The organism is Pseudomonas sp. TE3911, from assembly GCF_054062775.1.
The window spans coordinates 5177670-5202984 of record NZ_JBSSFP010000001.1 but is presented as its reverse complement, the minus strand read 5'-3'; the positions used below and the strand labels follow the sequence as shown (position 1 = coordinate 5202984).

The 25315-nt window shown below is 59.7% G+C and carries 23 protein-coding genes; 8 read left to right on the top strand and 15 right to left on the bottom strand.

Annotated elements, in window-relative coordinates; all coding sequences use genetic code 11:
• Positions 1-78 precede the first annotated feature (78 nt).
• Positions 79-1074: a D-cysteine desulfhydrase gene (locus tag ACVWXD_RS23500; protein ID WP_032884924.1), complete on the bottom strand. Its 996-nt coding sequence runs from the start codon at positions 1072-1074 to the stop codon at positions 79-81.
• Between the two features lie 166 nt (positions 1075-1240).
• On the opposite strand from ACVWXD_RS23500, the gene epsC reads away from it, so the two are divergent.
• The 3 genes from epsC to mgrA all read left to right on the top strand — a co-directional run bounded on the left by epsC (position 1241) and on the right by mgrA (position 5756).
• Positions 1241-2167: a serine O-acetyltransferase EpsC gene (gene epsC, locus ACVWXD_RS23495; RefSeq protein ID WP_095186296.1), complete on the top strand. Its 927-nt coding sequence runs from the start codon at positions 1241-1243 to the stop codon at positions 2165-2167.
• 402 nt (positions 2168-2569) lie between these two features.
• On the top strand, positions 2570-4531 hold the full coding sequence (gene betT, locus ACVWXD_RS23490; protein WP_163033287.1) for a choline transporter BetT: 1962 nt from the start codon (positions 2570-2572) through the stop codon (positions 4529-4531).
• A gap of 187 nt (positions 4532-4718) precedes the next feature.
• On the top strand, positions 4719-5756 hold the full coding sequence (gene mgrA / locus ACVWXD_RS23485; RefSeq protein WP_457371377.1) for an L-glyceraldehyde 3-phosphate reductase: 1038 nt from the start codon (positions 4719-4721) through the stop codon (positions 5754-5756).
• Between the two features lie 65 nt (positions 5757-5821).
• On the opposite strand, the gene tauD is transcribed toward mgrA, so the two are convergent.
• The 7 genes from tauD to ACVWXD_RS23450 form a co-directional block, all read right to left on the bottom strand.
• On the bottom strand, positions 5822-6658 hold the full coding sequence (tauD, locus tag ACVWXD_RS23480) for a taurine dioxygenase (RefSeq protein ID WP_260368042.1): 837 nt from the start codon (positions 6656-6658) through the stop codon (positions 5822-5824).
• Between the two features lie 11 nt (positions 6659-6669).
• Positions 6670-7506, bottom strand: coding sequence for a taurine ABC transporter permease TauC (gene tauC / locus ACVWXD_RS23475; RefSeq protein WP_032884931.1), 837 nt, complete (start codon positions 7504-7506; stop codon positions 6670-6672).
• Positions 7503-8282, bottom strand: a complete 780-nt coding sequence (gene tauB / locus ACVWXD_RS23470) for a taurine ABC transporter ATP-binding subunit (RefSeq protein WP_032884932.1) — start codon at positions 8280-8282, stop codon at positions 7503-7505. Before tauB ends, tauC begins: the two co-directional genes overlap by 4 nt.
• A gap of 13 nt (positions 8283-8295) precedes the next feature.
• Positions 8296-9273 carry a taurine ABC transporter substrate-binding protein gene (gene tauA, locus ACVWXD_RS23465; protein WP_122756734.1) on the bottom strand — a complete coding sequence of 326 codons (978 nt, stop codon included), beginning with the start codon at positions 9271-9273 and terminating at the stop codon, positions 8296-8298.
• A gap of 249 nt (positions 9274-9522) precedes the next feature.
• Positions 9523-11106 carry a glutamate--cysteine ligase gene (gshA, locus tag ACVWXD_RS23460; protein ID WP_457371376.1) on the bottom strand — a complete coding sequence of 528 codons (1584 nt, stop codon included), beginning with the start codon at positions 11104-11106 and terminating at the stop codon, positions 9523-9525.
• 214 nt (positions 11107-11320) lie between these two features.
• The gene (locus ACVWXD_RS23455; protein ID WP_457371375.1) at positions 11321-11704 is read right to left on the bottom strand and encodes a PaaI family thioesterase; all 384 of its coding nucleotides are present in this window, start codon (positions 11702-11704) and stop codon (positions 11321-11323) included.
• Positions 11704-14040, bottom strand: coding sequence for a Tex family protein (locus ACVWXD_RS23450; protein WP_095186289.1), 2337 nt, complete (start codon positions 14038-14040; stop codon positions 11704-11706). Before ACVWXD_RS23450 ends, ACVWXD_RS23455 begins: the two co-directional genes overlap by 1 nt.
• A 356-nt stretch (positions 14041-14396) precedes the next feature.
• Between ACVWXD_RS23450 and ompR the strand changes: the two genes are divergently transcribed.
• Positions 14397-15137, top strand: a complete 741-nt coding sequence (gene ompR / locus ACVWXD_RS23445; protein WP_015373500.1) for an osmolarity response regulator transcription factor OmpR — start codon at positions 14397-14399, stop codon at positions 15135-15137.
• A gap of 116 nt (positions 15138-15253) precedes the next feature.
• On the top strand, positions 15254-16567 hold the full coding sequence (locus ACVWXD_RS23440) for an ATP-binding protein (RefSeq protein WP_032884939.1): 1314 nt from the start codon (positions 15254-15256) through the stop codon (positions 16565-16567).
• A 140-nt stretch (positions 16568-16707) separates the two neighbouring features.
• On the opposite strand, the gene rimK is transcribed toward ACVWXD_RS23440, so the two are convergent.
• The 3 genes from rimK to rimA are packed head-to-tail and all read right to left on the bottom strand — an operon-like array spanning position 16708 to position 18885.
• Complete coding sequence (gene rimK / locus ACVWXD_RS23435) at positions 16708-17613, bottom strand: 30S ribosomal protein S6--L-glutamate ligase (RefSeq protein ID WP_003171022.1); 906 nt, start codon at positions 17611-17613, stop codon at positions 16708-16710.
• Positions 17610-18092, bottom strand: coding sequence for a retropepsin-like aspartic endopeptidase RimB (gene rimB / locus ACVWXD_RS23430; protein WP_032884940.1), 483 nt, complete (start codon positions 18090-18092; stop codon positions 17610-17612). Before rimB ends, rimK begins: the two co-directional genes overlap by 4 nt.
• Before the next feature lie 13 nt (positions 18093-18105).
• On the bottom strand, positions 18106-18885 hold the full coding sequence (rimA, locus tag ACVWXD_RS23425) for a S6 modification regulatory phosphodiesterase RimA (RefSeq protein WP_032884942.1): 780 nt from the start codon (positions 18883-18885) through the stop codon (positions 18106-18108).
• Positions 18886-19001: 116 nt separating this feature from the next.
• On the opposite strand from rimA, the gene ACVWXD_RS23420 reads away from it, so the two are divergent.
• Positions 19002-19409 carry an RNA-binding S4 domain-containing protein gene (locus tag ACVWXD_RS23420; RefSeq protein ID WP_032884944.1) on the top strand — a complete coding sequence of 136 codons (408 nt, stop codon included), beginning with the start codon at positions 19002-19004 and terminating at the stop codon, positions 19407-19409.
• Between the two features lie 63 nt (positions 19410-19472).
• On the opposite strand, the gene ACVWXD_RS23415 is transcribed toward ACVWXD_RS23420, so the two are convergent.
• Entirely contained in the window at positions 19473-20276 is an 804-nt protein-coding gene (locus tag ACVWXD_RS23415; RefSeq protein ID WP_122682158.1) for a phosphatase PAP2 family protein, read from the bottom strand.
• Positions 20277-20402: 126 nt separating this feature from the next.
• Between ACVWXD_RS23415 and hslO the strand changes: the two genes are divergently transcribed.
• On the top strand, positions 20403-21305 hold the full coding sequence (hslO, locus tag ACVWXD_RS23410) for an Hsp33 family molecular chaperone HslO (RefSeq protein ID WP_032884948.1): 903 nt from the start codon (positions 20403-20405) through the stop codon (positions 21303-21305).
• A 179-nt stretch (positions 21306-21484) separates the two neighbouring features.
• Complete coding sequence (locus tag ACVWXD_RS23405; protein WP_032884949.1) at positions 21485-23026, top strand: phosphoenolpyruvate carboxykinase; 1542 nt, start codon at positions 21485-21487, stop codon at positions 23024-23026.
• A 57-nt stretch (positions 23027-23083) separates the two neighbouring features.
• Here ACVWXD_RS23405 and ACVWXD_RS23400 read toward each other — a convergent pair whose 3' ends face one another.
• From ACVWXD_RS23400 to ACVWXD_RS23390, 3 genes are all read right to left on the bottom strand, one after another.
• Entirely contained in the window at positions 23084-23947 is an 864-nt protein-coding gene (locus tag ACVWXD_RS23400; RefSeq protein ID WP_241089534.1) for a DMT family transporter, read from the bottom strand.
• A 109-nt stretch (positions 23948-24056) separates the two neighbouring features.
• Complete coding sequence (locus tag ACVWXD_RS23395) at positions 24057-24413, bottom strand: DUF1493 family protein (protein WP_181644145.1); 357 nt, start codon at positions 24411-24413, stop codon at positions 24057-24059.
• 269 nt (positions 24414-24682) lie between these two features.
• Positions 24683-25096: a hypothetical protein gene (locus ACVWXD_RS23390; protein WP_457371374.1), complete on the bottom strand. Its 414-nt coding sequence runs from the start codon at positions 25094-25096 to the stop codon at positions 24683-24685.
• Positions 25097-25315: the final 219 nt, after the last annotated feature.

Genomic DNA, 25315 nt, shown 5'->3' with positions numbered 1-25315 from the left:
GGTGTATCAGTAACAGATGAGCTGGCTGACACTCCGCTATCGGGGGCAGGCCCCCTTCCACATTTAGCCCGCGTTTATTCAGTTGAAAACCGAGTCATAGGCAAACAACGCCGGTGCCCCACCGGTATGCAGGAAAATAATCGGGCCATCTTCAAAGCGCTGGCGCCCGATACCGTCCAGCAAGCCGGCCATGGCCTTGCCAGTGTAGACCGGGTCCAGCAGCAGGCCTTCCTGGCTCGCCAATAGCTTGACCGCCGAAAGGGTCCCGGCGTTCGGTTCGCCATAACGTGGGCCGAAGTATTCGTCCCACAGGATCACCTTGAAGGCTTCGGGGATATCCACGCCGAGCAACTCGGCAGTGCGTTCGGCCAGGCCCTGGACTTTGGGGCGCTGGGCTTCGTCGGTGCGCGATACGGTGACGCCGACTACCGGTAAGTTCGGCAGTACTTCACTCAACGCCAAGGCCAGGCCGCTGTGGGTGCCGGCACTGCCGGACGCCAGTACCACGGCGGCGAATTCGATGCCGCTGTCTTCGATCTGCGCGGCCAGTTCCAGCCCGGCGCGCACATAACCTAAGGCGCCGAGGGCATTGGAGCCGCCGATGGGCACCAGGTACGGCTTCTTGCCGTTGCTGCGCAGGCGGTCGGCGAGGGCGTTGAGTTGGTCGTCGACGTTATCGAGGTTTTCCACCAATTCCACCTTGGCGTCGAACAGCTCCAGCAGCAGGCGATTGCCGTTGCCCAGGTAGTTGGGGTCTTCGGTACCGGTGGGGTTTTCCAGCAGGGCCACGCAGCCTAGGCCGAGCTTGGCGGCAAGGGCGGCAGTCTGGCGTACGTGGTTGGACTGGATGGCACCGGCGGTCACCAGGGTGTCGGCTCCCTGAGCGATGGCGTCGGCGGCCAGATATTCGAGTTTGCGCAGTTTGTTGCCGCCCATCGCCAGTGGCGTGGTGTCGTCGCGCTTGACGTAGATGTCCCGTCCCAACCAGGTCGACAACCGTTCGAGTTTTTCCAGGGCGGTGGCACCGCCGAGCAGGTCCAGGCGGTTAAAACGGTCGAGCTGTTGCTTGATCATGGCTACGCACGGTGGCTAAGGGATGAAGCGACTATAGGCAGGCACTTTTCATCGGGCAACCGTCAATCGCTTATGCCCGATGGTTCTTAGCATCACACCATTGGTTCTTAATGGCGGCCAGGGTGCATACCGTAAAGTGATGGCCATTACGTCAGGAGTAAATACTGTGAGTGAGCGTTCCAGTCATTGGCAATTGCAGACCATTGTCAGCCAGTTGCGCGGCGCCCGGGACCAGTGGCGAACGCGCAATGGCCGCTTGAGCGGCGAGCATGGCGGACGCGAATTGCCGTCCCGAGAAGCCGTTGCACAAATCCTCGAAGCGCTGTGCGGCGCGCTGTTCCCGATGCGCTTGGGGCCGGCGGATTTGCGTGAAGAAAGTGAAGATTTTTACGTCGGTCATACCCTCGACGTCGCGCTCAATGCGTTGCTCGCTCAGGCGCGTCTTGAGCTGCGTTATGCCGCGCGACAGGGCGGGCAGGATGACAGCCAGATCGATGCCCACGCCATCCGCCTGATCCAGGGTTTTGCCCTGGCCTTGCCGTCTCTGCGAAGCCTGCTGGACACCGACGTACTCGCCGCTTACCACGGCGACCCGGCCGCGCGCAGTGTGGATGAAGTGTTGCTGTGCTATCCGGGGATCCTGGCGGTGATTCACCACCGTCTGGCCCACCACTTGTACCGCGCCGGCTTGCCGCTGCTGGCGCGGATCATTGCGGAAATCGCCCACTCGGCCACCGGCATCGACATCCACCCCGGCGCGCAGATCGGCCCGAGCTTCTTTATCGACCATGGGACCGGTGTGGTCATTGGTGAAACCGCGATCATCGGCGAGCGGGTGCGCATCTACCAGGCCGTGACGTTGGGCGCCAAGCGCTTCCCGGCAGATGAAGATGGGCAGTTGCAGAAAGGCCATCCGCGTCACCCGATCGTCGAGGATGATGTGGTGATCTACGCCGGGGCGACGATCCTCGGGCGGATCACCATCGGCAAGGGCTCGACCATTGGCGGTAATGTGTGGCTGACGCGCAGTGTGCCGGCTGAGGCGAACATTACTCAGGCGAATCTGCAGCATGATGACGGGGCGCAGAAGTAAAACCTTACGCAGATCCCCTGTGGGAGGGGGCTTGCTCCCGATAGCGCGTGTCAGTTGGTACATTCATTGACTGATATGCCGCCATCGGGAGCAAGCCCCCTCCCACATTGTTAGCCTCACTCCAGATTTACCCCGCAATCGCTGAACGATTTGCCTCTCGCACCCGTCATACCAATCCTTGAGCTAGTGTAGGAATAACCGACCACTCAGCCCTGCGATTAGTCCAAAACCGCCTATCCATGTTTAACTTGAATGTTCGTTCAAGTTAAACCCGGTGGTTCGCTGCCCGCTCACAACAGGAGGCTTACCTTTGCTGAGTCCGTTATTTACAGCCACATGCTCCAACCTCGGGGTGCATCGCTCATGAGTGCATCGTCCACCCCAGCCAGCGGCCAAGTGCGCATGAATGCGCCGGTTTTCTACTTCGCCGCGACCTTCATCCTGCTGTTCGGCATCACTGTCATCGCTATCCCGCAACAGGCCGGTGCCTGGTTGCTGGCAGCGCAAAACTGGGCGGCCAATACGGTCGGCTGGTACTACATGCTGGCGATGACCCTGTATCTGGTCTTCGTGGTGGTCACCGCGCTATCGGGCTACGGCAAGATAAAACTCGGTGCCGACCACGACGAGCCCGAATTCAGTTATCTGTCCTGGGCCGGCATGCTGTTCGCCGCAGGGATCAGCATCACGCTGTTCTTCTTCTGCGTCTCCGAGCCGCTGACGCACTTGGTGCAGCCGCCCCAAGGCGCGCCGATGAACGCCGATGCCGCGCGCCAAGCCATGCAGATTCTGTTTCTGCACTGGGGCCTGCACGGTTGGGGTGTGTTTGCGTTTGTCGGCATGGCGCTGGCGTATTTCGCCTACCGGCATAACCTGCCACTGGCGTTGCGTTCGGCGCTGTACCCGCTGATCGGTAAGCGCATCAACGGCCCTATCGGCTACGCGGTGGATGGCTTCGGCATCATTGCCACGGTGTTTGGTCTTGGCGCCGACATGGGCTTCGGCGTGCTGCACCTAAACTCCGGCCTCGACTACTTGTTTGGCATTGCCCACACCCAGTGGATTCAGGTCGGTTTGATCACCCTGATGATGGGCGCGGCGATCCTTGTTGCAGTGGCCGGCGTCGATAAGGGCGTGCGGGTGATGTCCGACATCAACATGCTGCTGGCCTGCGCGCTGCTGCTGTTTGTGTTGTTTGCCGGGCCTACCCAGCACTTGCTCAACACCTTGATCCAGAACATCGGTGACTACCTCGGCGCGCTGCCGACCAAGAGTTTCGACGTCTACGCCTACGACAAGCCGAGCGACTGGCTGGGCGGTTGGACGGTGTTCTACTGGGCCTGGTGGATCGCATGGTCGCCGTTCGTGGGCCTGTTTATCGCGCGGATTTCCCGTGGCCGCACCATCCGCGAATTCGTGTTCGGCGTGCTGCTGATCCCGCTGGGCTTTACCCTGGCGTGGATGTCGATCTTCGGCAACAGCGCCATCGACCAAGTGCTCAACCACGGCATGACCGCGCTCGGTCAGTCGGCCATCGATGACCCGTCGATGAGCCTCTACCTGCTGCTGGAAACCTATCCGTGGAGCAAAACCGTTATCGCGGTGACCGTGTTTATCAGCTTCGTGTTCTTCGTCACCTCGGCGGACTCGGGCACGGTAGTTTTGTCGACGCTGTCGTCCAAAGGCGGCAACGCCGATGAAGACGGGCCGAAATGGCTGCGGGTGTTCTGGGGTGCGATGACCGCGCTGGTCACCAGTGCGTTGCTGTTTGCTGGCAGTATCGACTCGCTGAAATCGGCGGTGGTGCTGACCTCGCTGCCGTTCTCACTGATTTTGTTGCTGATGATGTGGGGGCTGCACAAGGCTTTCTATCTGGAGTCGCAAAAGCAGATCGCCCAGTTGCATTCCTTGGCGCCGATCTCGGCTTCGCGTAAAGGCAAGGGCGGCTGGCGCCAGCGCTTGAGCCAGGCGGTGCATTTCCCATCGCGCGATGAGGTGTACCGCTTCCTTGAATCGACGGTGCGCCCGGCGATTGAAGAAGTGACGGCGGTGTTTGTCGAGAAGGGACTTTCGGTGGTCACCCAACCGGATCCATCCAACGACAGCGTGAGCCTGGAAATCGGCCATGGCGAGGAGCATCCGTTCATCTACCAGGTGCAGATGCGCGGCTACTTCACGCCGTCGTTTGCCCGTGGCGGCATGGGCTCCAAAGAGATCAATAACCGTCGCTATTACCGGGCGGAAGTGCACTTGAGCGAGGGCAGCCAGGACTACGACCTGGTGGGCTACACCAAGGAGCAGATCATCAACGACATCCTCGACCAGTACGAGCGGCACCTGCAGTTCCTGCACTTGGTGCGCTAGGTTTTGCGCAGGCCAGCGGTGACGTTGGGCTTGCGTGAAATTGCAGTTTTTTATGAGTCTTATCGTTCCTCTGGCGTAGGACTTTGCTGTACAACGAAAGGGCAGACTTAAGCGATTCAGCTGGTTAAAAGGCCTGGGAATAACCTTATTCCCAGGCCTTATTTGCCCTAGACCCAGAGAGGATTCGATGACGTACATTGCTGCCGAAAACCGCTATGAATCTATTCCGTATCGCCGCGTAGGCCGCAGTGGATTGGTGCTGCCTGCACTGTCCCTGGGGCTGTGGCACAACTTTGGCGACAGCACCCCGATCGACACCCAGCGCGCCCTGTTGCGCACGGCGTTCGACCTGGGTATCAACCACTTCGACCTGGCTAATAACTACGGCCCGCCCTACGGCAGCGCCGAGATCAATTTCGGTCGTTTGCTGCGTGAAGACTTCAAGCAGTACCGCGACGAATTGATTATCTCCAGCAAGGCCGGTTGGGACATGTGGCCCGGCCCTTACGGCCAGGGCGGCGGTTCGCGCAAATACGTGCTGGCCAGCCTGGACCAAAGCCTGCAGCGCCTGGGCGTCGACTATGTGGATATTTTCTACTCCCACCGCTTTGACGCCGACACCCCGCTTGAAGAAACCGCCAGCGCCCTCGCCACCGCCGTGCAACAAGGCAAGGCGTTGTACATCGGCATTTCGTCGTATTCCGGCGTGAAGACTCGCGAAATCGCTGCGCTGCTCAAGGAGTGGAAGGTACCGCTGCTGATCCACCAGCCGGCCTACAACCTGCTCAACCGCTGGGTGGAAAAAGACCTGCTCGACACCACCGAGGAACTCGGCGCCGGTGTGATCGCTTTTACGCCACTGGCTCAGGGTTTGTTGACCGACAAGTACCTCAACGGCGTGCCGGCTGATGCACGGGTCAATCGCCCGGGCGGTGGTTCGTTGCAGGCCAAGCACTTGTCCGACGCCAACATCGCCCATGTGCGTGCGCTGAACGAAATCGCCCAGCGCCGTGGTCAGAGCCTGGCGCAACTGGCACTGGCGTGGACGTTGCGTGATCCACGGGTCACCAGTGCGCTGATCGGCGCGAGCCGGCCGGAGCAGATTATCGAGAACGTCGGAGCGTTGAAGAACTTGAGCTTCAGTGCGGAAGAACTGGCGGAAATCGATCGGTTTGCGCAGGAAGGCGGGATTAACCTGTGGGAAAAGCCATCGACCGCTGAATAATTTGGTATGACTCGGTCAATGTAGGAGGGGGCAAGCCCCCTCCCACATTTGATGTGCTGTGTGGTTTAGAACGGCACGTCCCCAAGAATCGTCGCCCGATGCATCACCCGCCGCTGCGGCCGGTAGTCATCCACCGCGTAGTGCTGGGTCACGCGGTTGTCCCAGAAGGCCACGTCGTTCTCCTGCCAGCGCCAGCGGATCGTGAATTCCGGCCGTGTCGCATGGGCAAACAGCAGCTTCAGGATCGCTTCGCTCTCTGCGGGCTCAAGCTCATTGATCCTGGTGGTAAACCCCTCACTGACAAACAGCGACTTACGCCCGCTCACCGGATGCGTGCGCACGACCGGGTGCGACAGCGGCGGGTTCTTCCTACGGGTTTCTTCCCAGCGCAACAGGTCTTCGGCGGTGTTGCCGAAGCGCTCCAGCGGAAAAGACTTGGTGAAATCGTGGGTGGCGGTTAGGCCATTGAGCAACGCCTTCAACGGCTCGGACAACGCCTCATACGCCGCAATACCACTGGCCCACAACGTGTCGCCACCAAACGCCGGCAGCAGCTTGGCGCTAAGCACCGCGCCGAGCGCCGGGGTGGGCAGGAAGGTCACGTCGGTGTGCCACACGGCGTTGTCGCGCACGTCGGTGACGGCGGTGTCGAGGATCAGCACTTCGGGCTGTTCCGGCACGTTGGGGTAGATCGGATGAATATGCAGGTCGCCAAAATTCGCGGCGAACCGCGCTTGTTGCTGCGGGGTGATCGGCTGGCCACGGAAGAACAGCACCGAGTGGCTGAGTAACGCCTGCTCGATGGCATCGCGGTGTTCGGCGCTCAGCGGCTGGGTAATATCGACGCCACTGATCTGGGCGCCCAAGGCAGTGCTCAATGGGGTAAGGGTCAGGCTGCTCATGCGGTTCTCACTCAATGTGCCTGGCCATGCCAAGGCACTAACTTACGCTGCAGGGCACGCAGGCCCATTTCCATGGCGAAGGCGATCAGAGCGATCACCAGGATCCCCAGCACCACCACATCGGTGACCAGGAACTGCGCCGCCGACTGCACCATAAAGCCCAGGCCGCTTGTGGCGGCGATCAGCTCGGCAGCGACCAAGGTCGACCAGCCCACACCCAGTCCGATGCGCACGCCGGTGAGGATGTCAGGCAGGGCGCTTGGCAGGATCACATGGCGAATCAGCTGGGCGCGGGTGGCGCCCAACGACTGCGCGGCGCGCAATTTGGCCGGGTCGACGGTGCGTACGCCGGTCGCGGTGGCGATGGCAATCGGTGCGAAGATCGCGAGGTAAATCAGCAGCACTTTAGACAGCTCACCGATGCCGCACCAAATCACAATCAGCGGCAGGTAGGCCAAAGGTGGAATCGGTCGGTAGAACTCGATCAGCGGGTCGAGAATGCCTCGGGCAATGCGATTGGAACCGATGGCGATGCCCACCGGCACGGCGGTCAGCACCGCGAAGCCCAGGCCCAGGCCGATACGGCTGAGGCTCGCGCCCAGGTGTTGCCACAGAGTGGAGTCCATATAGCCCGTGGTCGCGAGCAACCAGCCTTTTTGCAGCACGGCGGACGGCGGTGGCAGGAACAGCGGTTCGATCAAACCGGTGGCGGTCACCCCCCACCAAATTGCCAGGAGCGCGGCCAGTGTCAGCAGGCTGATCCAGCGTGTGCTTAAGCTGCGGCGCACCGCAATGACCGCGTGCGTCACCGGCTTGGCGGCGGTGGCGGGAAGTTCGTAGCTGCTCATGCGGACACCTGCCGTTGGGAGAACACTTTGCCCAGCACGTGTTCGCGGGTCTCGATAAAGCGCGGGTCGGACTTGATCGCCCGCGCCGATTCACCCGCCGCATAGCGTTGGCCGAAGTCCAGGTGCAGGCGTTCCACGATCTGGCCTGGGTTGGGCGCCAGCAGGATCAAATCAGTGGCGAGGAACACGGCTTCTTCGATGTCATGGGTAATCAGGAATACAGGCTTGGCCGTGCGTCGCCAGACTTGCAGCAACAACTCCTGCATCTGTTCGCGGGTGAAGGCATCGAGGGCGCCGAAGGGTTCGTCCATCAGCAGCACACGCGGGTCTGCCGCCAAGGCGCGCGCCAGGCCGACGCGTTGCTTCTGGCCGCCGGAGAGCTGCCAGATACGGCGGCTGTCGAAACCCGCCAGGTCCACCAGCGCGAGCATTTCCCTGGCACGTACTTCACGTTGGGCCTTGGGTACGCCGGCCAATTCGAGGCCGAAGCCGACATTGGCCAACACATCCTGCCAGGGCAGCAACGCATCGTCCTGGAACACCACACCACGCTCGGCGCTGGGGCCTTTGACCGGCACGCCATCAAGGGTAATGCGCCCGGCAGAAGGTTCGACAAAACCGGCAATCAGGTTCAACAGCGAGGTCTTGCCACTGCCGGACGGCCCGAGGGCCACCAGCAATTGCTGGGGCCCAAGGTCGAGTGAAATATCCGCCAGTACCGGTTCCGGGGCGCCTGGGTACTGTGCGCTGATGCGCTCCAGTTGTAGCAAGGCCATCGCGATGAACTCCTCAGTTAGTAATGAACTTGGCGCTGACGTAAGGCGCGTAGTCCGGCAGCACGGCGTCGACCTTGCCTTGTTCCTTGAGGAACGCAGCCGTATCGGTCACGGCCTTGGTAGTCGGGGCGCCCAGCAGGGTCACTTGGTCAGCGGCCAGCGGGTAGACGTTGCCTTGCAACAACAGCGGGATATCGCTGGCCTTAGCGCCGGATAGCTTCACCAGCTTGTCGACGTTGCCTTTGTCGGCGAGCCAGGCTTGTGGGTCTTTGCGGTAGGCGGCGTAGGCATCCAGAGTGACTTTGGCGAAGGCCGTGACGATTTCCGGGTGCTTCTCGGCAAAATCCTTACGCACGATCCACGCATCGAACGTTGGCGCGCCGAACTTGGCCAGCTCGCCAGAGGTGATCAGCACTTTGCCGTTCTCCTTGGCCACACCCAACGCGGGATCCCACACGTAGGTGGCGTCGATATCACCGCGCTTCCAGGCGGCGATGATCGCCGGTGGCGCGAGGTTGAGGATGGTCACTTTCGACGGGTCGATGTTCCAGTGCTTGAGTGCGGCCAACAGGCTGTAGTGGCCAGTGGAGACGAAGGGCACGGCGATCTTTTTGCCGATCAGGTCCTGGGGGCTGTTGATCCCCGAACCGGTGCGTGCCACCAGGGCTTCGGCACCGCCAATCTGGGTGGCGACGAGGAAGGTTTCCACTGGCACTTTGCGGGTGATCGCCGCGGTCAGCGGGCTGGAACCGAGGTAGCCGATCTGCACGTCACCGGAGGCGATGGCGGCAATGATGTCGGCGCCATTGTCGAATTTGCGCCAATCAATTTTGGCGTTGGTGGCTTTTTCATACGCGCCGTCGGCCTGGGCGACTTTGGCCGGATCCACGGTGGTCTGGTAAGCGATGGTCACATCCGCCGCCTGGGCAAACAGGCTGGCACCGGCCAGGGACAACGCCGCCAAGAGGCGCAGGGGGGTTAAAAGTTTCAAGGGGAAGCTCCTCAATCAGGCGGCCGAGGGTCGGCGTGAGAGGAGACTAAATGATCTAAGAATCCGAAAATAAATAACATTTTCGAATTAGCTTATGTGGGGAAAGGTTGAAGCAAGTCTTGAGCTTGATGAGGGCAAATGTGGGAGGGGGCTTGCGCCCGATGGCGGTAGCTCAGCCACTGATGGGTGACTGACGCTCTGCTATCGGGGGCAAGCCCCCTCCCACATTTTGAGCCGGGTCGGCTTCAGTTAGTTACTGATGGCGAGAATGCTGGCCTGGTACGACCCCACAAACACATCAAAATCGCCCACTTCGTTCTGCTCCAGTTCCGCCTGTTGCGCCAGCGATTTGCGCGCCAGGTCCTCAAAGCGCGCCTGCTCTTCTGCGGGCAACGGCTCACGGCGGAAATACTCGGCATGCAACTCGCTCTGATGCAGGGAGAACTGCGCGAAACTCTCTTTGCGCTCGGCCATCGCGGCCAGTACCTGCGCTGAAGGGGTCAGCGATGGGTCGTTGACCTTAGCAAGCTGGGCGTCCAGCGCCTGGCTGTGCTCGCTGATGCCATGGCTCTGATCGAGCAGGGCGGCCAACGGTGCAATCTTCTCCAACAGCTCGGTGGCCCATTCCTTCATGTCCACCGGCGCGCCGTCGCGCTGCAATTGCAGGCCCGGACGGCGACCTTCCTTGACCACGCTGAGGAAGTTGGCGGTGGCATTGCCGCACGCGTTGTTGGCGAACAACGGGCTGTCGTTCAGCGCGCAGTACAGCAGGAACGCGTCGAGGAAGCGCGACTCGGGCAGGTCGATGCCCATCGGCAAGAACGGGTTGATGTCCAGGCAACGCACTTCGATGTACTGAATGCCGCGTGCCACCAGCGCCTGGATTGGTCGTTCACCGGTGTAGGTCACGCGCTTGGGGCGGATGTTGGAGTAGTACTCGTTTTCGATCTGCAGGATGTTGGTGTTGAGCTGTACCCACTCACCGTCCTTGTGCGTGCCGATTTCGACGTAAGGCGCGTAGGGCGTTGCCACCGCTTCGCGCAGGCTGTCGGTGTAGCTCGCCAAGTCGTTGTAGCACGGCGTCAGGCCGGCCTGGGCGTTGCTCTGGTAACCCAGGTCACTCATGCGCAGGCTGGTGGCGTAGGGCAGGTAGAGGGTGTCGGCGTCGAGCACTTCCAGCTGGTGCGAGCGACCGCGCAGGAAACCCGCGTCCAGCGCCGGTGAGGCACCGAACAGGTACATCAGCAGCCAGCTGTAACGGCGGAAGTTGCGGATCAGCGCGATGTAAGCCGTGGACTGATAGTCGCGGTCGGTGCCGACGAACCCTTCAGTTTCCTTGAGCAACGGCCACAACTGTTCCGGCAGGGAAAAGTTGTAGTGGATGCCGGCGATGCACTGCATGGTCTTGCCGTAACGCAGGGCCAGGCCCTTGCGGTACACGTACTTGAGCTGTCCGATATTGGAGGTGCCGTAGTAGGCAATCGGAATATCTTCCTCGGCCGGCAACGGGCACGGCATCGAGGGGCTCCACAGGTATTCGCTGCCCAGCTTGGTGTAGGCAAAGCGGTGGATCCTGTCCAGGCTGCTCAGGGTATCGGCCGGGTTGGGCAGGGCTGGGGTGATGAACTCCAGCAGCGATTCCGAGTAGTCGGTGGTGATCTGTTCGTGGGTCAACGCGGCGCCCAGGGCTTCCGGGTGCGGCGTTTGCGCCAGGCGACCTTCACCCGTGACACGTAGGCACTCACGCTCGATGCCATGCAGGCACTGCTCTAGCAGGGAGAGGTGTTCGCGCTTGCCGAGCAGAGCCAGGCGGCGGTTGAGAAGTTCGCTCAAGTTGGATTCCTTCACGCGTCAGTCGCCCCAATATGGGGGTGGGCAGGACGGTCTACAAGGGTGAAGTTAAAACTGGCGTGATCGCCTGGTTGTGAGTCGATTTGACCCGCGGTAAAAAAGCCTACTTCACTCCATGAATTGGGCCATAGCGCAGCAGGAAAATTCCGACGCCGTTATCGCAGCGCCGAAATTAACTCAAATCGTGGGTGGTGAGCTATAGGACAGCGAAGGTGCCCTGTGCTTTTGCGACAAGTCGTTCCTCCTGATACACATCGGCTTCGACCACCAGGGTGCGCCGGCCGGCGTGAATCACACGGCTGGTGCACAGCACATCCCCGTCTTCCACGGCGCGGATGTAGTTGATCTTGCACTCGATGGTCGCGCTCTGCTGGTCGAAACCATGGGAACTGGAACAGGCCAGCCCCATGGTGATGTCTACCAGGCTGAAAATCGCCCCGCCATGGAGCTTGCCCGCGCGGTTGCGCAGGTGCGGCTCCAGGGTCAGGGCCATCTCGGCAACGCCTTCTTCCAGGCGTTGCAGGCGGCAGCCGATCAGTTCGCTGAAGGCGCTCTGAGTCAAACCGGCCGGGATTTCCATCAACGTTTCTTCAACTGCTTGGCGTTGGCGAACAGCGAGGCCATGGCATTGTTGCTTGGCGCCGCGGTTGCGGTTTCCTTGCGCGGTTGACTGCTTTCGGAACGGTTCTGCGACTGGCGCGGCGCCGAGCCTGGGCGTGCGCCACGGGCACCGTCGATTTTCTCGCCGGGGGTGTCGCTCATACGCATCGACAAACCAACGCGTTTGCGCGGGATGTCGACTTCCATGACCTTGACCTTGACCACATCACCGGCTTTCACCGCTTCACGTGGGTCTTTAATGAACTTCTCCGAAAGTGCGGAGATATGCACCAAACCATCCTGATGCACGCCGATGTCCACAAACGCGCCAAAGTTGGTCACGTTGGTCACCACACCCTCCAGGATCATGCCCAGCTCCAGATCCTTGAGGTCTTCGACGCCGTCCTGGAACTCGGCGGTCTTGAACTCAGGACGTGGGTCGCGGCCAGGCTTTTCAAGCTCTTGCAGGATGTCGGTGATGGTCGGTACGCCGAACGTTTCGTCGGTGTACTTCTTCGGGTCCAGGCGCTTGAGGAACGCAGCGTCACCGATCAGCGAACGGATGTCGCGGTCGGTCTCGGCGGCGATGCGTTGCACCAGCGGATACGCTTCCGGGTGAACGGCCGAGGAATCCAGCGGGTTGTCACCGTTCATTACGCGTAGGAAACCGGCGGCTTGCTCGAAGGTTTTCTCGCCCAGTCGAGCGACCTTTTTCAACGCGGCGCGGGTTTTGAACGCGCCGTTTTCGTCTCGGTGAGTGACGATATTCTGCGCCAGCGTGGTGTTCAGGCCGGAGATACGGGCCAACAGCGCGACTGAGGCAGTGTTTACATCCACGCCAACCTTGTTCACGCAGTCTTCCACCACCGCATCCAGGCCACGCGCCAGCTTCAGCTGTGACACGTCGTGCTGGTACTGGCCGACACCGATGGATTTAGGGTCAATCTTCACCAGTTCGGCCAGCGGATCCTGCAGGCGACGGGCGATGGATACCGCGCCACGGATCGACACGTCGAGGTCCGGGAATTCCTTGGAAGCCAGTTCCGACGCCGAGTACACCGAAGCGCCCGCCTCGGAGACCATTACCTTGGTCATCTTCATGGCTGGGTATTTTTTGATCAGTTCGGCGGCAAGCTTGTCGGTTTCACGGCTGGCGGTGCCGTTGCCGATGGCGATCAGGTCCACCGAATGCTTGGCGCACAGGGCGGCCAGAATCGCGAGGGTCTGGTCCCACTTGTTATGCGGCACGTGCGGGTACACGGTTGCGTGGTCCAGCAGCTTGCCGGTGGCATCGACCACGGCGACCTTGCAGCCGGTGCGCAGGCCCGGGTCGAGGCCCAGGGTGGCGCGCGGGCCGGCTGGTGCGGCCAGCAGTAGGTCGTGCAGGTTGTGGGCGAAGACGTTGATCGCTTCGGTTTCGGCGCCGTCGCGCAATTCGCCCAGCAGGTCGGTTTCCAGGTGGGTGTAGAGCTTGACCTTCCAGGTCCAGCGCACTACTTCACCGAGCCACTTATCAGCAGGACGATTCTGATTCTGGATGCCGAATTGTTGACCGATCATGCCTTCGCACGGGTGCATGGTGCCCGGCAGCTCGTCGCCGACTTTGAGTGCGGAGCTGAGAATGCCTTCGTTGCGGCCACGGAAAATCGCCAGTGCACGGTGGGACGGCATGCTCTTGAGCGGTTCGTCGTGTTCGAAGTAATCGCGGAATTTGGCGCCTTCTTCCTCTTTGCCGGCGATGACGCGAGCGCTGATGATGGCTTCCTGCTTGAGGTAGGTACGCAGCTTTTCCAGAAGGCTGGCGTTTTCGGCGAAGCGCTCCATGAGGATGTACTTGGCGCCTTCGAGGGCTGCCTTGACATCGGCAACGCCTTTTTCAGCGTTGACGAAGCGCGCGGCTTCGGTGTCCGGGGTCAGCGACGGGTCGTTGAACAGGCCGTCGGCCAGTTCGCCCAGGCCGGCTTCGAGGGCGATCTGGCCCTTGGTGCGGCGCTTTTGTTTGTAGGGCAGGTAAAGGTCTTCGAGGCGGGTTTTGGTGTCGGCGAGCTTGATGTCGCGCTCAAGCTGCGGGGTCAGCTTGCCCTGTTCCTCGATGCTGGCGAGGATGCTGATACGCCGTTCGTCGAGTTCTCGCAGGTAGCGCAGGCGCTCTTCCAGGTGACGCAGTTGGATGTCGTCGAGGCTGCCTGTCACTTCTTTTCGGTAACGGGCGATGAAGGGCACCGTGGAGCCTTCATCCAGTAGAGCGACGGCCGCTTCGACCTGTTGTGGGCGTACACCGAGTTCCTCGGCGATGCGGCTGTTGATGCTGTCCATAAAACCACCTGAAATTCTTAGAAGCAGCTTGCAGGCCCGGAAAACAAGGCCTTGCGCAGCTGGTTGAGCGGCCCGACTGGCGCCGCTGCCTGGGTCAAGAGGCAGCCTATTGACCCTCGAAATCGGAAAAATCGCGACAAGCGGGTAAAAAAGCTTGGCAGTAAAAAGGTAACGATCTGACGTCGCCCTGTATGAGGGCGCCGCATTATAACCAGCGTTTTGTCCTTGAGGGCTACTGCGCGGGTGGTTGTAGGGCGCGGGTTTGCTGGCAGTTGAGGAAAAATCTGCTAACAATGCACACGGTGCGTATAACGACAGCTACGCCATAATGCGCGCCGAGATAAGAGGAGCATCTAATGAGCAGCACTGCACAAACTGCTGAAGGCGAAAAAATTCTCATCGTTGATGACGATCCAGGGCTGAGCAGCCTGCTGGAGCGTTTCTTCAATTCCAAGGGCTACCGTGCCCGCGCGGTGCCGAACACCGAGCAGATGGATCGCCTCCTGGGGCGCGAAGTATTCAACCTGGTCGTACTTGACCTGATGCTGCCCGGCGAAGATGGCCTGACCGCATGCAAACGCCTGCGCGGCGCGAACAATCAGATTCCAATCATCATGCTCACCGCCAAGGGCGATGAGCTGAGCCGCATCAAGGGCCTTGAACTGGGCGCCGATGACTACCTGGCCAAACCCTTCAATCCGGATGAGTTGATGGCGCGGGTCAAAGCCGTATTGCGCCGTCAGGCACCGCCAGTACCGGGCGCGCCAGGCAGCGAAGACGAAAGCGTTACCTTCGGCGACTACGAACTGTCGCTGGCGACCCGCGAACTCAAGCGCGGCGATGAAGTGCACATGCTCACCACCGGCGAATTCGCCGTGCTCAAGGCGCTGGTGATGAACGCTCGCCAGCCGCTGACACGCGACAAGCTGATGAACCTGGCTCGTGGTCGTGAATGGGACGCCCTGGAGCGCTCCATCGACGTGCAAATTTCCCGTCTGCGCCGGATGATCGAGCCGGACCCTTCCAAGCCACGTTATATCCAGACTGTCTGGGGCGTGGGTTATGTGTTTGTGCCGGATGGCACCGCAACCAAGTGATCGATGATTTGCAGGGCGGGCATCCTGGCGTTTGACTCCATGAGGGTCGACGGGATGCCCGGCGTCTGCAATTCTGCGAGCGCCACTCGTTCCTGCAAGGTGTCCAGCTTTCATCTATGAAAACCCCGCTGTGGTTCCCACAAAGTTTCTTCTCCCGCACCCTTTGGCTGGTGCTGATCGTCGTTCTGTTTTCCAAAGCGCTCACGCTGGTTTATCTGCTGATGAACGAAGATGTGCTGGTGGATCGACAGTACAGCCACGGTGTGGCTTTGACGCTGCGCGCCTATTGGGCCGCCGATCCCGAGAACCGCGAGAAGATTGCCAAGGCCGCCACTCTGGTGCGCGTGGCGGGGGCGGGTGTGCCGGAGGGCGAGCAACATTGGCCTTACAGCGAGATTTACCAGCGCCAAATGCAGGCCGAACTGGGTGAAGACACCGAAGTACGGCTGCGTATGCATGTGTCTCCTGCATTGTGGGTACGTGCGCCGAGCCTGGGTGAGGACTGGCTGAAAGTACCGCTGTACCCTCATCCTTTGCGGGGGCAGAAGATCTGGAACGTGTTGGGCTGGTTTTTGGCGATCGGGCTGCTTTCCACAGCATCCGCGTGGATCTTTGTGCGCCAGCTCAACCAACCCCTTAAACGATTGGTGTTCGCCGCCCGGCAATTGGGTCAGGGGCGTAGCGTGCGCCTGCCGGTCAGCGATACACCGAGTGAAATGACCGAGGTATACGGCGCGTTCAACCAGATGGCAGAGGATGTCGAACAGGCCGGGCGCGAACGCGAGTTGATGCTGGCCGGTGTCTCTCACGACCTGCGCACGCCGCTGACACGCTTGCGACTGTCCCTGGAGTTGATGGACAACCATACCGATCTGACCGACGACATGGTCCGCGATATCGAGGACATGGACGCGATTCTCGATCAGTTTCTGGCGTTTATCCGCGATGGCCGTGATGAGGTGGTTGAGGAAGTCGACCTGACGGATTTGGTGCGCGAGGTGGTTGCGCCTTATAACCAGAACGGCGAACAGGTACGGATGCGCCTTGAGCCGATCCAGCCGTTTGCGTTGCGACGTGTGTCGATGAAGCGCCTGTTGAACAATTTGATTGGCAACGCCTTGCATCACGCCGGCTCTGATGTGGAAGTGGCGGCGTACGTTTCGGGCGACAGCGCCGCACCTTATGTGGTGCTGAGTGTGATGGACCGTGGCACGGGGATCGACCCGGCGGAACTGGAGGGTATCTTCAACCCGTTTACTCGTGGGGACCGTGCACGCGGTGGCAAAGGCACGGGGCTTGGGCTGGCAATCGTGCGACGAATTGCCTCGATGCATGGTGGCAATGTTGAGTTGCGTAATCGCGAAGGCGGCGGCCTTGAGGCGCGGGTGCGTTTGCCGTTGGGCTTGATGTTGCCCAGAGACGCGGTCTAACAAACAACGCAGATCAAAATGTGGGAGGGGGCTTGCTCCCGATTGCAGTGGGTCAGCTACCAATAAGCTGGCTGATCCACCGCTATCGGGAGCAAGCCCCCTCCCACATTTGGTTTACGTGTGCCACAGACTGCGTTTTATCAGCCCTTGCCCTTGGTCCTGGTCATATTCGGCCCACCATTCTTCTCTAGATGCTGAATGATGATCCCCGCCACATCTTTGCCAGTGGTGGTTTCGATACCTTCCAGGCCCGGAGATGAATTGACTTCCATCACCAGCGGCCCGTGGTTCGAACGCAGGATATCTACCCCCGCCACGGCCAACCCCATCACCTTGGCCGCCCGCAGCGCGGTCATGCGCTCCTCAGGGGTGATCTTGATCAGGCTGGCACTGCCGCCGCGGTGCAGGTTGGAGCGAAACTCTCCAGGTTTGGCCTGGCGCTTCATTGCCGCAATTACCTTGTCGCCCACCACGAAGCAGCGGATATCCGCACCCCCTGCCTCCTTGATGTATTCCTGCACCATGATGTTCTGCTTGAGGCCCATGAATGCCTCGATCACCGACTCCGCCGCGGTTGCGGTTTCACACAGCACTACGCCAATGCCCTGTGTGCCTTCCAGTACCTTGATTACCAGTGGGGCGCCGTTGACCATCTCGATCAGGTCCGGGATGTCATCGGGTGAGTGGGCAAACCCGGTGACCGGCAGGCCGATCCCCCGGCGCGACAGCAGTTGCAGCGAACGTAATTTGTCCCGCGAGCGCGCAATGGCCACGGACTCGTTCAAGGGGAACACCCCCATCATCTCGAATTGGCGCAGCACCGCGCAGCCATAAAACGTCACCGAAGCGCCGATCCGCGGGATTACGGCATCAAAGCCTTCCAGCGGTTTGCCTCGGTAATGGATCTGCGGCTTGTGGCTGGCAATGTTCATATAGGCACGCAACGTGTCGATCACCACCATTTCGTGGCCACGTTCGGTGCCGGCCTCGACCAGGCGGCGGGTGGAATACAGACGCGGGTTTCGCGACAGCACAGCAATCTTCATGCAGCACCTGGGGCAGAAATAGTAGAGACCGGGAACACCGGCTTGTCTTGAACGTACTTGATGCCGGGGTTGACCACCAACTGGCCGTCAATCAGCGCCTTGGAACCCAACAGCAAGCGGTAACGCATAGCCTTGCGGCAGGCCAGGGTGAACTCCACCCGCCATACCCGATCACCCAACGCCAGGGTGGTGCTGATCACATAGCGCACCTGCGCATGGCCGTTGGAGCTCTTGATGGTTTTCATCGTCACCAGGGGCGCTTCGCAGCGGCGGTGGCGCAGTTGCACAACACTGCCCAGATGTGCGGTGAAGCGCACCCACTTCTCACCGTCGCGCTCAAAGGGTTCGATATCGGTGGCGTGCAGGCTTGAGGTGCTGGCACCTGTGTCGATCTTCGCGCGCAGGCCTGCCACTCCCAAGTCGGGAAGTGCCACCCACTCACGCAGACCCACAACGGTCAAATGGTCAAATGTCTTCAATATGGGTAACCGGTCAATTAGCCCAAGCTTTCGGTGAAACCTCGGCCAGGGCTTTGAATGCGGGCTTGGCGAACCAGTAGCCTTGCATGAGAAATATTCCACAGTCAGACAGAAAGTCTCGCTCTCCGGCACTTTCAATGCCTTCGGCGATGACAGTAACGTTCAACTGCTCACAGATTGTGACAATCCCCCGGACGATCACCTGACGGACACGATCCTGGTCCACATCGCGGATCAGAGCCATGTCGAGTTTGATCAAGTCAGGTTGGAAATCGGCCAGTAGATTCAGCCCCGAATAGCCCGCTCCGAAATCGTCGATGGCGGTCTTGAAGCCGAATTCGCGGTATTCACGCAGAATATTCGTCAAATGGCGATAGTTATCTACATGCTCGCTTTCCAGCGTCTCGAAAATCAGTCTGTTCAGCGGGAAATTGTGCGCGCGAGCCGCCTCCAGGGTGCTGCGGATGCACAACTCCGGACGGTACACGGCGTTGGGCATGAAATTGATGGAAAGATGGGTTTGCATCCCCATGGCTGCTGCGCCGGCAATTGCCTGGGTGCGGCAGCGTTGGTCGAAGCGGTAGCGATTGCTTTCGTTAACCTGGCTAAGCACCGACAACGCGCCTTCGCCTTGTGTACCGCGCACCAAGGCTTCGTGGGCAAAAATCGAATGGTCCCGAAGGTCTACGATAGGCTGGTAGGCAAACGCAAAATCGAAACCCAGGGGCTCGCTTTGCTGGCAGCCTACGCAGCGCTGGTCAGGCGAGGTGAGTGAAGTGGGAAAGTCGGTCACGGCGTATCCTCGCGAAAACAGGGTGCTACCTGGCGTATCTTAGGTGAGCCTTGAGGTTTATGCGTCGAAGGGTTTCAACGGTAAAGTTGCGACATTTTTCAGAGCGAGGAATTCAAGTGGCTCAAAAGCAGGAAGAGGAAGAAAAGGTTCGCCTGGACAAGTGGCTGTGGGCCGCGCGTTTCTATAAAACCCGTGCCCTGGCCAAGGCGGCGATAGAGAGTGGCAAGGTGCACCATCGTGGCGAGCGCTGCAAGCCGGGCAAGGAGCCACGCGTCGGCGATGAATTTCAGATTCGTACCGGTTTTGATGAAAAGACCATTGTGGTCCAAGCACTTTCCATCGTGCGTCGTGGCGCACCTGAAGCTCAGGCGCTCTACACCGAGACCGACGCTAGCATCGCCAAGCGCGAAAATGCTGCGGCGATGCGCAAGGCGGGGGCTTCAGGCCTGACCACCGATGGTAAGCCGAGCAAGAAGCAACGCCGCGACCTTTTCAAGTTTCGCGGCAGTGGCAGTGATGACTGATTGCGCAGAACCCCAGCCGAATTAGGGAGGGAGCCAGCCCCCTCGCTTATTCGGCCTGCAGCGTTAAGGGGATGTGCGCACGACGCTCAATCCTCCGATCACCGGCAGCTTGCCAAGTAACCCGAAGATCGGCGTCGTCACGTGTAACAAAGCGCCCGACACCTTTGCCGCAAACGGCGTGTAATACCCCCAGCCCAACGCCAACAGCGCCAGCAGCACTCCGCCGATGTAATCGTCCTGCCCCCAATGCGCACCTGCCACCAGCCGCGGCATCATAAACAACAGCGCCAGGCCCCAGATCACCAGCACTTGGCCGATGCGCTTGGCGAACACCGTCATGAACATCCCCCAAATCAACAGCACAGACGCATGATCCCCAGGGAAGCTTTGGCTCGAACGGTCCTTCAGCTCCCAGGTCTTCTCCAGGCCAGGAAAGTAATCACTCATCTGAATGGCCCCGCCGATCACCATCGACGGGCTGCTGTGCTGCCAGCCCATCTGTGCCGCAAGTTTGGAAAACAGCATGCGGATAAACAACAGCAGCAACAAAATGCCGACAAAACCTAACAGCGCCTGACGCACCTGCACGGCCTTGAACACCCATTCGCCGCGAACCAGCAGCGACAGCAGGATCACCCCGACCACCGCATCAAACGGTCGCAAACTGGCCACGGCCCAAATGTGCAGCCACGTTGCGTTGGTTGCCAGAGGGTCATTGAGCAGATGAAACAGCCACTCGTCGAAAATCACACAGAGCATCTGGCCCGTGGGCCACAGCCAAAAACACAGCAGCGCGATAGCGAGTAGATTGCACAGAGCCCATCGCCGGAGGTTCCACTTGGCTTGGAACAAACCCGGATTGTTCATAAACTGTCCCTCTTCGCTCTATTTAAACTCTCTGTTTCCAGGAGAAATTCGCACCAAAACGGTGCTAAAGCGTTTAATTCTATAAACCTTGTAATCAATTTGTCATCAATTCAGATACCCAGACCTATGACTGATCTACCGGATACCGACTTCACCCAACGCTTCATCTTCGACGAGAGCGACGCCCGCGGCGAAATGGTTTCGTTGGAACTCAGCTACGCCGAAGTCCTCGCCAAGCACCCCTATCCTGAGCCGGTCGCGCAACTGCTTGGAGAGCTGATGGCCGCTGCGGCGTTGCTGGTCGGCACCATGAAGTTTGACGGTTTGCTAATCCTGCAGGCCCGCTCCGAAGGCCCGATCCCGCTGCTGATGATCGAGTGCTCCAGCGAACGTGAAATCCGCGGCCTGGCCCGTTATGACGCCGACCTGATTGCCCCGGACGCCATGCTGGCGGACCTGATGCCCAACGGCGTCCTGGCGCTCACCGTCGACCCGACCGTAGGCCAGCGTTACCAGGGCATCGTCGACCTCGACGGCGAAACCTTGTCGGATTGCTTCACTAACTATTTCGTGATGTCCCAACAAGTCGGCACCAAGTTCTGGCTCAACGCAGACGGCAAACGCGCCCGTGGCATGCTGTTGCAGCAATTGCCGGCCGACCGCATCAAGGACGACGACGATCGCGCTGAAAGCTGGCGGCACACCATCGCTCTGGCCGACACCCTGAAAGCCGAAGAGCTGCTGGGCTTGAACAACGAAACCATCCTGCATCGCCTCTACCACGAAGAACCTGTGCGCCTGTTCGACGCGCAAACCTTGCGCTTCCATTGCAGTTGCTCCCGCGAGCGTTCGGGTAGCGCATTGGTCAGCCTGGGTCTGGAAGATGCGCAAAATCTGGTGGTGGAACACGGTGGCAACATCGAGATCGACTGCCAGTTCTGCAACCAGCGCTACCTGTTCGATGCTGCCGATGTCACTCAATTGTTCGCTGGCGCAGGCATCGACACGCCATCCGACACCCGCCACTAAAACGTTTAAGCACAGGTAAATCACCTGACAAATGCCGGATTAGAGGTGTTCTGACGGGAGGGCCCTACTCTTTTTGGGCTTTTCTGGCATAATCCGGCCCACTTTTTTCGCGGTAGTAGTGCGCAACTTTCTACTACAAAACGTTTGGAGCACTCGGCCATAGGCCGACGGGGAACCTCATGACGCAAGCCAATAACGCCGTATACACCGATCTGAGTGTTGACGATCTGGTCAAAGAAGCCCTGCAGCGCGGTGAAGGCGTGCTTGCCGATACTGGCGCACTGGTCGTAGAAACCGGTCATCGCACCGGTCGTTCGCCGGTCGACCGTTTCATCGTTGAAGAGCCTTCCACCCAGGACGCTATCGCCTGGGGCCCGATCAACCGCAAGTTCCCGGCCGACAAGTTCGATGCCCTGTGGGCTCGCGTCGAGGCTTTCAACAACGCGCAAGAGCACTTCGTTTCCCACGTTCACGTAGGGGCTGCCGAAGACCACTACCTAGCTGTGAAAATGACCACCCAGACTGCCTGGCAGAACCTGTTCGGTCGTTGCCTGTTCATCAACCCGGCCCAGTACAACCCGGCCGGCCGTGACGAATGGCAAGTGCTCAACGTGGCTAACTTCGAGTGCGTGCCAGAGCGTGATGGCACCAACTCCGACGGTTGCGTGATTCTCAACTTCGCACAGAAAAAAGTACTCATCGCTGGCATGCGTTACGCCGGTGAAATGAAGAAAGCCATGTTCTCGGTGCAGAACTTCCTGCTGCCGGCTTCCGACGTACTGCCGATGCACTGCGCCGCCAACATCGGCGAAGCGGGCGACGTGACCCTGTTCTTCGGCCTGTCCGGCACCGGTAAAACCACCCTGTCGGCCGACGAAAGCCGTTACCTGATCGGTGACGATGAACACGGTTGGGGCGAAGGCGTGGTGTTCAACATCGAAGGCGGTTGCTATGCCAAATGCATCGACCTGTCCGAGAAGAACGAGCCAGTTATCTGGAAAGCCATCAAGCACGGCGCAGTATTGGAAAACGTCGTGATCGACGACGCCAAGCACGCCGACTACGCCGACGTGAGCCTGACCCAGAACAGCCGCGCCGCTTACCCGCTGGAGCACGTTGCCAAACGTTCCGAGAAGAACCTGGGCGGCGAGCCAAACGCAGTGATCTTCCTGACCTGCGACCTGACCGGCGTACTGCCACCAGTGTCTATCCTCAGCGAAGAACAAGCGGCCTACCACTTCCTGTCCGGCTACACCGCATTGGTGGGTTCGACTGAGATGGGGTCGGGTAGCGGCATCAAGTCGACTTTCTCCACCTGCTTCGGCGCGCCATTCTTCCCACGCCCAGCCGGCGAATACGCAGAGCTGCTGATCAAGCGCATCCGCGGCTTCGGCTCCAAGGTCTATCTGGTCAACACCGGCTGGACCGGCGGCGGCTACGGCGTTGGCAAGCGCTTCAACATCCCGACCACTCGCGGTGTGATCGCAGCGATCCAGAGCGGCGCGTTGATCGGTGCTGAAACCGAACACCTCGACACCATCAACCTCGACGTGCCATTGGCCGTACCGGGTGTTGAAACCGGCCTGTTGAACCCACGTAACACCTGGGCTGACAAGGCCGCTTACGATGAAGCCGCGAAGGCGCTGGCTGGTCTGTTCATCGAGAACTTCAAGAAGTTTGAAGTGAGCGATGCGATCAAGGCTGCGGGTCCTAAGTTGTAAGATTCGCGTGTTGTGAAAAAGCCGCCTCTTGTGGGCGGCTTTTTTATGCGCGAAAGGTCAGTCGGCGATGTGCAGAACTACTGCTCCGATCAATACCAATACAACCCCCAGCACCTGCACCGCAGTGAGCCGCTCCTTGAAAAACACAAACCCCAGAATCGCCGCAATCCCACCTGACAACGTACTGATCACCGTCACCACCGAAACCGACCCCGCCATCGCACCCCATGAAAACGCCGAGAACCCGCCGAGGTTCATCAAGCTCGCGCCGGTCAGCGTCGCACAGTTTTTCAGTGGCGGGATTTTCAGGCCATCTTTGATCTTCAGCACCATCATTACCAGTACGCACACGCCCACCAGATAACCCAACCAAAGCATGGTGATCGGTCCCAACGCGGGTAGCGTGTAGCGGCCTTGCAGCCAGAAACTGGCGCCGTACAACAGTGCGGCGAGCATGGCGTAGGCGATGGATAGGCGGGGGTTGTTGTGGGGTACGCCGTTGTCCTTGTGGATGCTGGAGAGGATCACGCCGATGACGCATAGGGCAATGCAACCGAGTTGTATAAGGCTGATGTGCTCGCCGCTGGCCCAGGACAATAAGGTAGTGACCACGCCGTACGATGTCACCAGTGGTGCAACGATGGCGGCTTTGCCCATGGCGAAGGCTTTGGACAGCGCGAGAGCGCCGGACACGGTGAGCAGCGCGGCTGCGATGCCCAGCAGCCAGGCGCTTAGCGGGGCGTCGAGGGATTTGAAGAGAAAGGTCGGCAACATGACCAGTAGCAAGGTCATGATCAGGAAGCCGAGCGCCTGGCCAAAGTAAACGGCGCGTTTAACGCCGACAGCCCGGGCATTGAGGCCGACGAGGAAATCCGTGCCACCCCAGAGCAGGGCGGCCAGCAGGCCCATTGTTACGTCCATGTATCGTCCTTTCTGAAGACTCAATTTCCTTTAACAGCCCCGCTTGCCGGCAATGGCGACCTCAAGACCGCCATCGCCGGTAAGCCGGGCTCCTACAGGGGGCTGCGTGTTAGCTCAGGTTTTCCAGCGTCTGCGTGTCCCAGCTGTGAGTCTTGATGGCGAGATAGAGCATGCCGATGGTCAGTGGAACCTTGTTGCCGCGCCCCTTGGCCCGACGCTTGAGGAACACATCAAAGACCGGCGGGTTGAAGTAACGATAAGTGTCGTAGTCGCCCAGGTCGAGTGCGAATTCCTGCTCCAGCGCTTCCATCAGTTGCTTGGCTTCACTGCCGTCACAGCCCAGGTCGAAATTGAGTGAGGTTTGCAGGCGGATAGTCTTGTGTTTCGGCAGGCCGATTTCTTCGTGCAGCAGTTGCAGGAGTTGCTGCATGACGGGGTCTTCGGGGAACTCGGGGGCGAGGTTCATGGTGGGGGCACGCAGGAGTGGGTGAAGAGGGAGGTCGCGTTTCAAGCGGAATTTGTTTCGGGTGATGAAGAGTGCCAAGCCTATCAAGAATAGGAATACAGGCAGGAGGGGCATTTTAAGGATTACTGCTACGTAGGGTAGTAGGAATGCCAACGTAACGCCTGTCGCGAGCAACGTGATAGCAAATCGCTTTCTGAGTATTGGGGTTGTGATTTGGTGATTCAAAACAAGGTATAGCGCCACAAAGGCGACAATTTGAACGCAGATAGTCATGGCTTCTGACATTCCATGGCTTCGAGTGGATAGCTGCGAATAATACTTTTGGTGATCGCACCCACAGTGGTGGCAGCGGCGCGCGCTATTGGTTTTGAAAACGGGTGAATTGGCGCACTGAAAAGTCCCGCTAACGCTAGAGCGATAAGGCGCCCGCGTTCATTGAGCAAATCTGCCTGCTGCCGGTTCAGCGGCTTAGCGATTGCGACAGTCATTTTGCAAGGCAAATCACCGGGTAGCATTTTTCCGTAGAGATCCGCCAGCCGATAGCGAACTTCGGTTGCGCGGGTGCCGGCTTCCAAAAGACAGAGGTTTGCCAGTGTTTGTCGATGGGCAGGTAGAACGCTAAACCGAATCACCGCGAAGGTGATGCCGTAGTGGCCAATGTATTGAGTCCTTTCGATGTTCACAGGTTTCTGCCGGGAAAGTTGAGGCCGCGCTATTTTCATTCAGCGACGGGTAACTTCTGTAGAGGGTTAAGCGGGTGTCTGGAGCAGTTTGGGAAGGAGATGTCGTGACCTGTGGAAATTTCCTACGACTGTTTCAGGCATTTGTGGCTTGGCATCACATTTTCTACAAAAACTCCGCCAGTGGCCTGAATTAAGCGTATGTTTCACCGCAAAATCTTG

Excerpts from the sequence above, each read along its gene's own strand:
- ACVWXD_RS23500 (WP_032884924.1), bottom strand. The coding sequence starts at position 1,074 with ATGATCAAGCAACAGCTCGACCGTTTTAACCGCCTGGACCTGCTCGGC.
- betT (WP_163033287.1), top strand. The coding sequence starts at position 2,570 with ATGAATGCGCCGGTTTTCTACTTCGCCGCGACCTTCATCCTGCTGTTC.
- mgrA (WP_457371377.1), top strand. The coding sequence starts at position 4,719 with ATGACGTACATTGCTGCCGAAAACCGCTATGAATCTATTCCGTATCGC.
- tauD (WP_260368042.1), bottom strand. The coding sequence starts at position 6,658 with ATGAGCAGCCTGACCCTTACCCCATTGAGCACTGCCTTGGGCGCCCAG.
- tauC (WP_032884931.1), bottom strand. The coding sequence starts at position 7,506 with ATGAGCAGCTACGAACTTCCCGCCACCGCCGCCAAGCCGGTGACGCAC.
- tauB (WP_032884932.1), bottom strand. The coding sequence starts at position 8,282 with ATGGCCTTGCTACAACTGGAGCGCATCAGCGCACAGTACCCAGGCGCC.
- ACVWXD_RS23455 (WP_457371375.1), bottom strand. The coding sequence starts at position 11,704 with ATGGAAATCCCGGCCGGTTTGACTCAGAGCGCCTTCAGCGAACTGATC.
- ACVWXD_RS23450 (WP_095186289.1), bottom strand. The coding sequence starts at position 14,040 with ATGGACAGCATCAACAGCCGCATCGCCGAGGAACTCGGTGTACGCCCA.
- ompR (WP_015373500.1), top strand. The coding sequence starts at position 14,397 with ATGAGCAGCACTGCACAAACTGCTGAAGGCGAAAAAATTCTCATCGTT.
- ACVWXD_RS23440 (WP_032884939.1), top strand. The coding sequence starts at position 15,254 with ATGAAAACCCCGCTGTGGTTCCCACAAAGTTTCTTCTCCCGCACCCTT.
- rimK (WP_003171022.1), bottom strand. The coding sequence starts at position 17,613 with ATGAAGATTGCTGTGCTGTCGCGAAACCCGCGTCTGTATTCCACCCGC.
- ACVWXD_RS23415 (WP_122682158.1), bottom strand. The coding sequence starts at position 20,276 with ATGAACAATCCGGGTTTGTTCCAAGCCAAGTGGAACCTCCGGCGATGG.
- hslO (WP_032884948.1), top strand. The coding sequence starts at position 20,403 with ATGACTGATCTACCGGATACCGACTTCACCCAACGCTTCATCTTCGAC.
- ACVWXD_RS23405 (WP_032884949.1), top strand. The coding sequence starts at position 21,485 with ATGACGCAAGCCAATAACGCCGTATACACCGATCTGAGTGTTGACGAT.
- ACVWXD_RS23400 (WP_241089534.1), bottom strand. The coding sequence starts at position 23,947 with ATGGACGTAACAATGGGCCTGCTGGCCGCCCTGCTCTGGGGTGGCACG.
- ACVWXD_RS23395 (WP_181644145.1), bottom strand. The coding sequence starts at position 24,413 with ATGAACCTCGCCCCCGAGTTCCCCGAAGACCCCGTCATGCAGCAACTC.